Raw genomic sequence first — 13,283 nt, forward strand, 5'->3', positions numbered from 1 at the left:
AAGGAGGAATTCATCCAAATGACAAGTCATAAATGGCCCAGAAGAGCTTCTGTAGCGGCATTATGCGCGGCTGTGGTATTAAATGCAGGGATTGTTCCCGTATCGGCTAACTACACGACTGATTTCTATCATGAAGGTGTAGGCACCGATTACGGGCAGGCGAAGTGGAAGGATAATTCTATTGTTAAGGAAGGCGTTAATTTCAGCGATGTCACCGTCGGAGAAATGATGCAAGCGATTGAAGCTTTTGATTTTGAGGCTTTTGCAAAAGATAATTCCGATTTGCCTTGGCTTGACGCCTTGCTAGTTAACGAAGGTGTCATTCCGGATGATGTCAACGACGAAGTTAGCGCCAATACTCTGTTCAGCCGGGGAAGCGCTTTGTACATGAAGACTCAGGATAATACCAAGCTGGGTTTTGTGGGAACGGTGCATTATGCGGATACTTTGAACAAGGACACGATGTATAACATCACCCTTTCTACAGGAGACTTGGCAGAACAGAAAAATGTGCGGAAGAACTACCCGAGTCATGAGAATCAGACCTACACAAGCGGAGGCCTGGAGATTAACCAGCGGAAATTTATTTCCAGCTATAACAGTGCTGTAACGCTGCTTCAGTTGAAGAATCCTACGGCCAGCGATATAACGTTGACGATGAAGGTTAAATCACCTTTCGTCTCAGCGGCTGAGGGGGATGAGCTGGTGGGTTACAGAGTGGCTGCTCCGCTAATGATAGGCAAAGCCGGGCAAAAGGTAGTTGAAGCAATGTCCTACGTGGATGTTCACCTGAGCGGAAACGGCATGAGTCCTTCCGGAAATGAACTGGTTAGAGAGATTACAGTGCCCGCCGGTGGCTCCGTTGACCAAAAGGTAGTCATGGGTTGGCTCGCGGATGAAATACCAGGCTCAAAGCTGCATTATGAGAGCTTTAAGGCTGCTGACAGCAATGATACAGCCTTCTCCGCACAGGTGCGGGAGTACAACGAGTGGTGGGCAGAGAACATTCCATATATCGATGTTCCCGATGAGAATGTGAAGAAGGTACTTTATTATCGTTGGTGGTGTAACCGCTTTAATTTGCTGGATGCCAACATTCCGGGCAATGACTGGCAGTTCCCGATGAATATGGAGGGCGTTCTCGGCTACAACAACGGGATTACGGTCAGTGTACCTTGGGCGATGCAGGATCTGAAATGGCTGCGTGATCCTTCCTACTTGTATGGAACCTGGCTGGCTCAAGGGGAATATTCCGAGAATAAGAACTATAAAAATAATCCCGGACGTCCTAACATCTGGACTTGGGATATGATGCAGAACACGTCGCAAGTAGGCTGGGATGCTTACAAGATTTACGGTGGTGGTCAGGAAATACTGAAGAAGTTCGCTGATTTTTCCGCCACTGATGTTACCGGCACACTTGAACATTTTAAAGGCACTAATCCAAATCTTGTTTATTATAACCATGGTCCGATTACAGGTAATGACGGAGATACCGTATCCATGCACTGGAATGGCAGTGGTAACTATGCCCGGCTGGATGGTTCTTCTACTACTTACGCCAATGCAGTGGCAACAGCGAAGATGTACGAGCAGCTTGGGGATACTGCGGGTGCAGCTAAAATGAACACTGTGGCGCAGAATATTAAGAATTCAATTCTGAATGAGATGTGGTACGACAAGGCTGACTTTGATGGTGACGGTGTGGCGGATACGAATGGTACAGGCAGCTTTTTGCACAAAAAAGTTGTGGGTGGTACCGATGTATTCAACCCTTGGCGGGATAATAACATGTTTGTCTTTAACTTTGGTGTAGTACCAACTGAAGGTGAAGAAGGATATGAGGCGAAATATTTATCCCAGTTGTCTGATTACGCAGATCCGAATTATTATCCGATCTTTCCCTTCTTTACAGCGGATCAGAACAGCATTATGAAGCGGGTGGAAGATTTCAAGAACGGCAAGACGGATGCCTTCGGTACAGACCAGTTCGCATGGTGTAACTTCGGCAACTATATTAATACCGTTCGTGCCTCTCTGCGCTATTATCCTATAGATAACATCAATAGTGACGTTTACAAAACACTGTTTGATTGGGGCGCTTGGTTGCATACAGTGGAGCCGGGCAATACGGACCACCTGGACTCTAATGAATTTTTCTGGCTGGAGGATTACTTCTTCGGTACGCCATGGACAAAAGACAATCCTCCTAACCCTAGTGGAGATATGGTACGGGCATGGATTCACCACGATACGCTTGGCATGATGAATTACACTGTGGTTGAAGATATGGCGGGTATTCAGCCACGGACAGATGACAAAATCGAGCTATGGCCGATTAATGTTGATTATGACTATTTTGCTGTAGATAACGTGCGTTATCATGATGCTAACTTATCTATCGTATGGCAGGATCCTGCTAAATACAGTGACAATCCTCATTATCAAGGTATTCCAGCAGGTTATTCGCTCTTCATTAATGATGAACTCGTAATGACAACTAACGAAATGTCCCATCTGATTTATGATACAGCTACTGGTAAGGTGGAAAAACCTTCAGGTGATGTAACCGGGGCTGTTGGCGACAACTCGAAGACACAGGTATTATATGAAAAAGGCAGTGCTACGACGCTTGCTGCGGCAGATCAAACATCCTTAGCCAGCAATGAGAAGACTGTCGATATGTTTAATAAAGCAGGTGTAGATATTGTTAATGACGGTACGAATCTGGCAGTTGCTACAGGTACTACCGTTGAGTCGACTTATATCAAGAGCGGTTCGAATATCCGCAACCTGGCGGACAATTCGACAATCGCATCGATTAATCATACCTCAAACACAGCTTTATTCGGAGGTTCGCCGAATTCCGTCGATACGGTTACGTTCAAATTTGATGGAGTCCAGGCTGTGGACAATGTAAAAGTCTATTTCTATAATGACCGGCTTCTGAACGGTTATGGTACACCACAGACATTCGGTGTCGAATATCAGGATGCTGATGGAAGCTGGAAACCAGTGGAGGGGCAATTCCGCTATCCGGAGTATATTGCTTCCAACTATAACAATGTAGAGTTCCAAAAGGTTAACACTGCAGCGATTCGCATTCATGTGACGCATTCGCTGGAACTTGCGACCGCCATAAAGGAGATTCAGATCTACAACAATAATCTGGAGGTTAAGGCGGCTGCCAATCAGGCACCAAAGGTTTATCTAGAAGCACCATTGAAGGTTGAGCAAAATGTGCCTCTGACGATTATGCCGCAAATCGTTGATGATGGATTGCCAAGTGGCAAGCTGACTTATACCTGGGAGAAGATTTCAGGTGAAGGAGAAGTAGAGGAGACAGGGCTTGATAAGGCCATGCTGCAAGCAACCTTTAAGGCGACTGGTGAATACGAATACCGCCTGACTGTCAGCGATGGGGAACTTGAAACTGTCGTGAAGGTTCCAGTCACCGTATTTGTAGCTACTGCAGAACTGACAGAGATGATCGCTAAGTTTGCGGATCGGGATTCCGGCAGACTTGTCCGGAACAAGGATGATTTTACTGCGGCAACATGGCAAGAGCTGCAAGCTGCGCTGACTGCTGCCAAGGCATTGCTGGCTCAGGGAGAATATACGCTGGAAGAGATCAAAGTGGCAACGGATCAAATGCGGATGGCGGTGGAGAACCTTAGATACAGAAATGCTGCCCTTTTGGCTAACCCTAGTGCCTCTTACACTTCGGCATGGGAGTCTGTATATGGCATTAATGATGGTTATATCCCTTATACTTCAGCAAGTATTTACAATAGCGAAGCAGAAACTCAGTATGGGAACTGGGGCGGTCCCGGTGAAAGCCACTGGCTACAACTGACCTGGAAAGAGCCCGTGACTTTGTCAGGCAGCTCCGTGTACTTCTATGATGATGAAGGCGGTGTACAGGTACCGGGAGATTACAGCTTCGAATATTGGGATAAGGATGCCGGAAAATACTTACCGGTAACGGGCCTGAGCGAGAAAGGCAAAGCAAGAAATGCATTTAACGAGGTAACCTTTGACGAGGTGAAGACGGATAAACTCCGTTTGATTCTTAATAAGCAGTCCACTAGTATTTGGACAGGCGTTAAGGAATGGCGGGCAATTTCGTCTAAGCCAGAAGGAGAAGTTCCTGCTCCCGGCGACCATGGTGCGATTGTAAGCATTGAACAGATTGCGGTGAGTACGACAGTTAACGTCGTACCTAATCTTCCAGCTAAGGTTACGGTAACTTACGCCGATAAAACGACAGGCTTGGCAAGTGTGGTATGGGAGGAAATTCCCCTTAACAAACTCACCATTGCTACAGACTTCACTATATTTGGTAAAGTGGCGGGCACCGATATTGCTGCCAGTTGCCGCATCAGTGTGAGGTACGATAAATCTAAACTTAAAGCAGCCATTGATACAGCGGAAGATCCTTCGGTAAATGAAGAGAATTATACCGGAACGCCTGAGCAATGGGAGGCACTACGCATTGCACTAGAGGCTGCTAAAGCCACTTATGCAAATGACGGTGCTACCGATGGTGATATTAATGTGGCATATTCCAATTTGAAAAATGCCTTTGAAGCCTTACAGCCTGTCGAAGCTCATGATGCAACGATCAGCGGAATCACAATTCCGGGCGGATCTATTGATCAGGTAGCCAAAGAAATTATTTTACCGGATACGACTACACTTGATGAGCTGAAGGAAGGACTTACTGTGCCGGTAGGGGTTACCTTCGCTGTGTATGAACCCGATAGCATTACTATTGCGGGAGAAATTCAAACGGGTTACAAGGTCATTGTGACGGCACTGGATAAAACAACGACCAGAACGTATACCTTAACATTAGTTTCTGTAAATCCACCTCTCATAACGGCAGCCTTGGAGGAGAAGCTTAGAGCAATAGAGGCTCTGGATAAGAGCCTTTATGTAGAGGAGAGCTGGAATACTCTTGAGAAAGAGGTAGCACGTGCAGTGATGTTGCTGGAGAGTGGAACTGCTACTCAGGCAGACATTGATGAGGCATTAAGTCAGCTTACTGCGGCGGTTGCGGGCCTGAAGTTGCTTTCAGAAGCTACGCCAACACCTACGCCAACATCAACACCTGCACCGACAACGACACCAACGCCAACGGCAACGCCGAAACCAACAGATGCACCGGGTACTTATGTGCCGGTAGCCACGGCAAAACCGTCGCCTAGCGCGTCTGCGACAGCTGCCCCTGCTGTAAGCAATGGTAAAATCGTTGTCCAGACGATCATCGGAGCAGATGGAAATGCATTGGCTGAACTGGCTGCCGCAGATGTTGAAAAGGCAGCAAAGGATGCAAAGGATGGTATTCTGTCCATTGTCGTGAATCCTACCGGAAACGCGAAACAAATTGTAGTTGAGCTGCCACTGCAGTCACTGGCAGCAGCGGGGAATGTTAAATCCCTCAAGATTGATACAGGAACAGCAAGCATAATGCTGCCGGAAAATTTCCTGAAGACTTACAGAGATGCTAAGAACAGCAAACTTAAGCTTATTGTGGGCACTGGAGATATATCCGGATTGCCACTTTCGGTAAGCAGTCAGTTGAATGCAGGTACAATTAAAGACATCAGTCTTAGCGTAGATGGTGTGGTTATTCCAGGCGATGTACTGAAGACATCGGGGATCAAGCTGGCACTTCCTTATACGCTGAAGTCTGGTGAGAAAGCACATAAAGTAGTGGTTTATTACTTGAACAGTAATCAGCAACTAGAGATCGTTAAGAACGGAAGATTTAATACAGGGACACAGATGCTTGAGTTAAATTTGCAACAGCTTGGCAGTTATGTAGTGGTTCACTCGAATGTTTCATTCAAAGATACCGCTACAGCTAATTGGGCGGTAAACAGTATTGAAGCACTCGCAGCACGAGGCGCAATCCAAGGGATGGATGCTGAACACTTTAATCCAAGTGGAAATGTGACCCGTGCAGAATTCATCAAAATATTGATGAACGCTTTTGATTTACTAGATGAGACGGCTGTAAGCGCATTTACAGACGTTAAGGATGGGGCATGGTATGCCAGTCCGATTGCGAGCGCTCAAAAGCTCGGTATTGTTAAAGGCAAAGCGGATGGCAACTTTGGTGCAAGCGAGGAGATTACTCGTCAGGAAATGGCGGTCATGATTTATCGTTTGGCTCAGACGATTAATATCCCATTGACTGACGGAACAAATGCTTCTGGTGAAGCATTCTCTGATGTGAACCAGTTGTCTGCGGATGCAGCCAAAGCTGTAGAAGTGATGCGTATTAGTGGAATTATTAACGGTATGACATCCAACCAATTTGGACCAAACGGCAAGGCTACAAGAGCGCAAGCAGCGACCGTGATCTTCCGCCTGTTTGAGCAGCTTCAATAATCGTGCAGCAATACAAGATATAAAAAAGACGCAGGTGTCCCGTAGTCATGATCATGACTGCTGGGCACCTGTGTTTTTTTGCTGCCAACCCCAAACACCTAATCTCATGCTCGTATCCACCACGCTCTTAAAACAAACTTTGCTTCATGGTATGTAATTTGCACGCAAGAGATCGCTAACGGACCCAGGAGCCCCTAAACGTTGCATTTATCGACTTTTGGTGTGCTATCGGACCCCATAGTCGCTATTGGCATGAAAATCGCCCGATTAGAGCCACTTTTGATGAGATAGCTGCACTGGAGTCCGAAAATGTGCCCAAAAGGCGGTAATTGAGCCAATAACGCCTCCTGAGTCCGTAAGCGTCTGAGGATGCACTCGGTGTTATCGTATCTGAGTCCGTAAGCCTCAGGGGATGTGTCCGGTGTTATTGCGCTAGGTCAGTAAGCCCAAAGGATGAGTGTGATTCGGCGGTAACGGACCCAGTAGCCCCTAAACGTTGCATTTATCGACTTTTGGTGTGCTATCGGACCCCATAGTCGCTATTGGTATAAAAAACGGCCGATTTGAGCCACTTTTGATGAGATAGCTGCACTGGAGTCCGAAACTGTGCCCAAAAGGCGGTAATTGAGCCAATAACGCCTCCTGAGTCCGTAAGCGTCTGAGGATGCACTCGGTGTTATCGTATCTGAGTCCGTAAGCGCCTGAGGATGTACTCGGTGTTATCGTGTCTGAGTCCGTAAGCGTCTGAGGATGCGTTGGGTGTTATCGTGGCCGAGTCCGTAAGCGCCTGAGGATGCACTGGGTGTTATCGTGTCTGAGTCTGTAGGCCTCAGGGGATGTGTCCGGTGTTATTGCGCTAGGTCAGTAAGCCCAAAGGATGAGTGTGACTCGGCGGCAACGGACCCAGTAGCCCCTAAACGTTGCATTTATCGACTTTTGGTGTGCTATCGGACCCCATAGTCGCTATTGGCATGAAAACCGCCCGATTAGAGCCACTTTTGATGAGATAGCTGCACTGGAGTCCGAAACTGTGCCCAAAAGGCGATAATTGAGCCAATAACGCCTTCTGAGTCCATAAGTGTCTGAGGATGTATGCGGTGTTGCGTGCCTGAGCCGAAAGCGTCTGAGGATGTATGCGGTGTTGCGTGCCTGAGTCCGTAAGCGTCTGAGGATGTATGCGGTGTTGCGTGCCTGAGCCGAAAGTGTCTGAGGATGTATGCAGTGAGTCGCTATTGGCATGACCCCAAGGGCTGATTTAGTGACTTACCTGCGGAACCCAGCCTATGGAGCAGTCTCATTTTCTTTCTTGTTGATCCCTTTTCAGTATAATTTTGGCGGATAGGATTTGGAGAGACGGGGGATAATTTCTAGGAAACCTAATTCTGACAGGAGTGACTACTGTGGAGGAACGGCCAGCAGGTGGGAACAGCAATACGTCTCAAAAAAACACAAAATCTGAGCAGACTCTGAGTACGTCACTGGATGAAATGATGACTGTGTTTAGAGACATATTCAAGAACGATGGAACGCTTAGAATCAGAGTGTTTAGCAACATGTTTAGTGATAGTCTTCGCTTTGGATTAGTCTATGTTGACGGAATGGTTGACAAACATATGATCCAAGAGGGGATTATCAAGCCCGTCATGGCATTTGATTTTACCGAAAAGGATTGTGGCAATAAAGCCGAGCTGATGGAGAACATCCGGACGCAGGTCATTAGTATTAGCGATGTGGTTGCCTCTGAGAATTTTGATGAAATGATCTATGCGATTATAGCTGGCAAGACCTTACTGTTGATGGACGGTTATGCCGGTGTTCTGAACATTGGTGCACAGGGTTGGGAGACGAAAGCTCTTGCGGAACCGGTTACCGAAAAAAGTGTGAAAGGTCCAAGGGAGGGATTTACGGAATCACTGTTAGTAAATCTCACTCTTATTCGGCGCAGGGTACAAGATTCCGAGTTAAAATTTGTTTTTAGTTCACTGGGAACACGGTCCAAAACACCGATATGTATCTGTTACATGGAGGGGTTAGCATCACCGGCTATTCTCAAAGAATTACAGAATCGAATGGAACAGATTGACATAGATCTTATTCTAGATACGGCATCTCTGGCGGAATTAATTAGAGACGAGCCCTATTCGCCCTTTGAAATGACAGGAAGTACAGAGCGCCCGGATGCCGTAGTCAGTAACATGATGGAGGGCAGAGTTCCGTGCTCATTGAAGGCAGCCCGTTTGCAATGACTGTCCCCTATGTATTTGTAGAGAATTTTCAAGCCAGCTCGGACTATTACATTAACTTTTATTTTGGTTCCTTCAATCGAATGTTGAGAGTTTTTGGAGCTTTTTTGTCGATCAGTATACCTGCTCTTTACGTAGCTTTAGTTACCTATAGCCAGGAAATGATCCCAACCATGTTGTTGCTCAGTATTTCTACAGCAAGAGTAGCAGTCCCTTTTCCTACAATAGTAGAAGCGTTATTCATGTTAACTATATTTGAAATATTAAGAGAGGCGGGTGAGCGGATACCTACCTATATAGGACAGGCTATCAGTATCGTAGGCGCTCTCGTGTTAGGACAAGCAGCAGTGGAGGCTAGAATAGTTAGTGCTCCAATGATTATTGTAGTCGGTTTAACAGGAATCATGACGCTACTTAACCCTAGGTTGACCGGTCCTTTAATTATCGTAAGAACATTGCTGCTGGGTGCGAGTTTTTTTCTAGGGATATATGGTTATTTTCTTGGAATGCTTGGTTTAGTAGTTCATTTGATGAGTCTGCGTAGTTTTGGGGTTCCATACATGCTTGGAGTAGGCTCAATCCGTCCTCAGGACATTAAAGATACAGCGATCAGGGCGCCGTGGTGGCATATGTATCTGCGTCCGGCGTTAATTGGGGCACGAAATATGAGGAGAAAAGGTTCCAATAAAATAAGGAGAAGACCATGAGCAAGCTGAAAAGGATACTTCTGATTGTTACATCCATGATGCTTCTGATCTGCAATACAGGCTGCTGGAACTACTTTGAAATTGACGATATGTCGATTGTTGCCGGGGTCGCGATTGATAAGGGGAAAAAAGACGGTCAGTTATTGGTGACAACAGAGATTGTAGATACGAAGGAAGGAATGAAATCAAGTCAGGCTGGCTTCAAAATGATCACGCTCGCGGGTGAGACCATGTTTGATATTGTGAGGGGAATGATCTCGATTACTGGAAAAAAGTTATTTTGGAGCCATTCTAAGGCGATTATCCTTAGTGAGGAGATTGCAAGGGAGGGAGTCACCAAAGTAATAGATTGGTACAACAGGGATACGGAAACCCGATCGGATGTGTATATTTTTGTCGCTAAAGAGAAGTCGGCTCAAGAAATCATAAGTCTCAGCAGTTCGACTGAGAGTATTATGTCCTATGCACTTGCACAGCAGATGAGGACTGAGAAAAATGTAAGTACAGCGCCGGTTGTGGAAATTTGGGACTTCATAGATAAGCTCGAGGCTTCTGGTGAATATGCCATCGCTCCATTAATTTATGTTCATGAACAAAATAAGACGAAGAATGCACGAGTTAGCGGAACAGCTATTTTCAGGATGGATAAAATGATCGGTATGATCAGTGGCGAAGAAACGAAATACATGTTGTTTGCCAACAATCAAATCCAGGGAGGTGTGTTAATCGTAAAGGATGAAAGTGGAGAACCTGCCTTTTCCCTCGAAATTTTATCCAATCGTACAAAAATAAAACCTGTATGGATAAACGGTAAGCTCCAAATAAAGCTTAATACACTGACACACGCAGGACTGGACGAGGTCAAATCTTCGGGGGAATTCAATAATCTGGACAGCAAGAAGACTATAGAAAGGTGGGCTGAAAAAGAACTGGAGGAGCAGATTCTCTCCGTTATTCATAAGGTTCAGAAGGATTACCAAGCAGATATTTTTGGATTTGGAGAGCTTCTTCATGAGAAAATGCCACGGACCTGGGAGAAAATCGAGAAAAACTGGGGGAAGGAATTTTCCAACGTAGAGATAGTAGTGAATTCCAAGGTGATTATCGAGAGCAGTGCACAAACGTCAAGGTCTATCAAGATTCATCAAAAATAGGTGATAAAATTGGTTGTTGTGGTCATATTTATCTATGCGGTAATTGTTTTGAGTGATCCTTATGGTCTATGGAAACAGGGGATGAAGCGGGATTTTTATGTTTCTTCCGCACTATGTCTGGTATCATTCTGTATTGCTTTTGCATTGGCAATGAGATGGTCACTCCCTAGTCCTTCACCATACCTAGAACACTGGATTAAGATGCTATTTTAGGGGACAAGCCTAAGGGAGAATAGAGTATGAACAAAGAGATCGTATCAACAGGGCATGCTATTAGTATTGCTGTCTTGTTTATTATGGGGACTTCAATATTTATGGGTGTGCCGGGAGAATCCGGTAACAGTAACTGGATCGCCGTATTATTAGCCATGGTACTGGTGGTCCCACTGCTGCTGATATATGCCAGACTACACATCCTATTACCAGGCAAGGATCTATTTGATATGTTGATTACCGTGTTTGGAGGCGTCTTGGGTCGAATCATTTCTTGTCTCTATATTTGGTATACCTTTCATCTAGGGACACTAATTCTTAGGGTTTTTGGAGAATTCAGTAGATCCGTTACTTTAACCGAAACACCAATGATAGCACCTATGGCATGTCTTGGACTGTTGTGTATATGGATAGTTAAGGCTGGGATTGAAGTGCTGGGGAGAAGTTCTAAGCTTCTATTACTGTTCGCAATATTTGTTAATCTAGTCATTGTCACCTTAGCTTTTTCCAAAATGGAATATCATCACTTACTTCCGCTGTTGGATAAAGGCTGGAAGCCATTATTTAACGATACGCTGGGCACATTTTCTTTTCCATTTGCAGAGGTTGTAGTCTTTCTGGGGGTATTCGGTAATTTATCGAAGAAGAGCTCAGCGAAGAAGGTATTATTTGGTGGCGTAGCGATTGCTGGGGCAATTATTATTATGGCTACACTACGGAACCTATTGATGCTGGGTCCTGAGGTCTTGTCTAGTTTATATTTTCCGGCTTATGTGTCTGCAGGGCGTATTAATGTAGGAGATTTTTTGACCCGAATTGAAGCGTCATCGGCAGTGGCTTTTGTAATCACAACATTTATAAAAGGAAGTTTATGCCTTTACGTATCTTGCATTGGAGTAGCTAAAGTATTCAAGCTCAAGAGTTACCGCTCCGTTGTGCTTCAGATGGGACTACTCATGATCTATTTTGCGGATTTTGTGTACAAGGATATTATGGAAATGTACTATTTCTCTTACCATATTTATAAAATATACGCCTTTCCTTTCCAGGTGATTATTCCGTTGATATTATGGATTTGCGCTGAAATTGTTGTGAGCCGAGGTAAAAATAAACAGATAGCGCCGCAGTCGTAGCAATAGCTCTAAATAGGAGGATACAGGTGTCTCGTGAGCCATAAAAGGTGGCTGTTGGGATGCTTGTGTCCTTTTTTGTTATGAGTAATTAGGTGAAATCCCACATTCGGAATCTTAGCGGAGCGCATAGTTGTTATTGATTAGCGTCCTCTGAGTCCGTAAGTTTCAGGAGAGGGTGATGATGCTATAATGATAGATACATAGAATAGAGGTTACTTTTTTTGAGAACAGGGGAGCTGATCCATCATTGAATACATATATTCTTATATATGATAGCTTTGTGCAGTTTGAGGTTACATTGGCAGCTTATTTTATGAAAACAAAGGGTGAGGTTTATACCTTAGGTTTGGAAGATAAGGCGTTAATCTCCTGCGAGGGTTTTTCTGTGAATCCATCCGTATTGGTTGAAAATGTGGACGTTAGCACCATAGATTTATTGATTATCCCTGGTGGGGAAACAGATAATTTAATAGGGCAGGAGGCTCTATTAGATTTAATCAGAAGCCTGAATCGAGCAGGCAAAGTCATCGCGGGCATTTGCGGTGGGGTATCCATTCTTAAGGCTGCCGGAGTACTGGATGGTAAGGTTTATGTGGACAATGAATCCGGCGTATCTAACGTCGTTGTCGATGGAACAATCATTACCGCTAAGCCGAATGGATATGTAGATTTTGCGCTTGAAATTGGGCGAGTAATGAGTATCTATAAAGATGAGGCAGATTTGCAAGAAACGATAGATTTCTTTAAACATTTTAAATCCGTTTAAGGAGCAGAAGAGGGGAAACATGTATGAACGTTAGCAATATCATTATGTCCTCTTATTGGGGTAGAGAGGTTAAACATAAATATATCACCCAAGGTTCCAAAGCGCTGGCTGTTATTTTTCCGGGTAAAAATTATTCAGCTGATCGCTCTCTGCTGGATTATGCGGCTAAAGCTGCCCGGGAGCATAATTGTGATGTTCTGCTTTTAGAATATGGTTACCAGAGTGCTAGGGTGGATTTCAAGCGTGAAGAAATGAGTATTATCATTGAGGAATGTAAAGCCGTGATTGCTTCTCTGCCGGATTATAAGAGGTTTCTTTTTATAAGTAAAAGCATGGGAGCTGTTATTGCAGGTAGAATAGCTGATGAGCTAGAAATACAGAAGAAGACGTCTCATCTATATATCACCCCGTTGCCTGAGGCGGTGCCGCTGATTCAGCGGAGTCGGGGGACTGTAATTTATGGTGGCAGTGACCCCTTATTTGGTGAAGAGCATTCGGGTGAAATTAGTGGGCTGAATCATTTGAAGGTGTATAGAATCGATGATGCTAATCATTCGCTGGAGGTAGGCAGTGTCAACGAGTCACTAGCAATACTGCTGGTCATCATTAATTTCTATCATGAATTTTTCCGGGATGCTTTAAATTAATAACTTTAGGAGATGATGAGT

At 44.9% G+C, this 13,283-nt stretch carries 5 protein-coding genes and 1 pseudogene; all 6 read left to right on the forward strand.

The window, feature by feature from the left end; all coding sequences use genetic code 11:
- The first annotated feature begins 18 nt into the window (after window positions 1–18).
- The 6 genes and pseudogenes from NSQ91_RS02905 (at window position 19) to NSQ91_RS02930 (ending at window position 13,262) form a co-directional block, all read left to right on the forward strand.
- Window positions 19–6,399: an S-layer homology domain-containing protein gene (locus NSQ91_RS02905; RefSeq protein ID WP_340916339.1), complete on the forward strand. Its 6,381-nt coding sequence runs from the start codon at window positions 19–21 to the stop codon at window positions 6,397–6,399.
- Between the two features lie 1,553 nt (window positions 6,400–7,952).
- Window positions 7,953–9,349: pseudogene (locus NSQ91_RS02910) on the forward strand (spore germination protein).
- Entirely contained in the window at window positions 9,346–10,503 is a 1,158-nt protein-coding gene (locus NSQ91_RS02915) for a Ger(x)C family spore germination protein (protein WP_076278130.1), read from the forward strand. The pseudogene NSQ91_RS02910 and the gene NSQ91_RS02915 overlap by 4 nt, the downstream one beginning before the upstream one ends.
- A gap of 239 nt (window positions 10,504–10,742) precedes the next feature.
- Complete coding sequence (locus tag NSQ91_RS02920) at window positions 10,743–11,849, forward strand: GerAB/ArcD/ProY family transporter (RefSeq protein WP_076279652.1); 1,107 nt, start codon at window positions 10,743–10,745, stop codon at window positions 11,847–11,849.
- 247 nt (window positions 11,850–12,096) lie between these two features.
- A complete protein-coding gene (locus tag NSQ91_RS02925) occupies window positions 12,097–12,615 on the forward strand; it encodes a DJ-1/PfpI family protein (protein ID WP_076124426.1) in 519 nt (172 codons plus the stop codon).
- A gap of 23 nt (window positions 12,616–12,638) precedes the next feature.
- Window positions 12,639–13,262, forward strand: a complete 624-nt coding sequence (locus NSQ91_RS02930; RefSeq protein WP_076305613.1) for a hypothetical protein — start codon at window positions 12,639–12,641, stop codon at window positions 13,260–13,262.
- The last annotated feature ends 21 nt before the right edge of the window (window positions 13,263–13,283 follow it).

The sequence above is a fragment of the Paenibacillus sp. FSL R7-0048 genome, from assembly GCF_038004505.1.
Classification (GTDB): domain Bacteria; phylum Bacillota; class Bacilli; order Paenibacillales; family Paenibacillaceae; genus Paenibacillus_AQ; species Paenibacillus_AQ odorifer.

Bases quoted from the DNA above. Each gene is read 5' to 3' on its own strand.
- NSQ91_RS02930 (WP_076305613.1), top strand. From the start codon at position 12,639: ATGAACGTTAGCAATATCATTATGTCCTCTTATTGGGGTAGAGAGGTT.
- NSQ91_RS02905 (WP_340916339.1), top strand. From the start codon at position 19: ATGACAAGTCATAAATGGCCCAGAAGAGCTTCTGTAGCGGCATTATGC.
- NSQ91_RS02920 (WP_076279652.1), top strand. From the start codon at position 10,743: ATGAACAAAGAGATCGTATCAACAGGGCATGCTATTAGTATTGCTGTC.
- NSQ91_RS02915 (WP_076278130.1), top strand. From the start codon at position 9,346: ATGAGCAAGCTGAAAAGGATACTTCTGATTGTTACATCCATGATGCTT.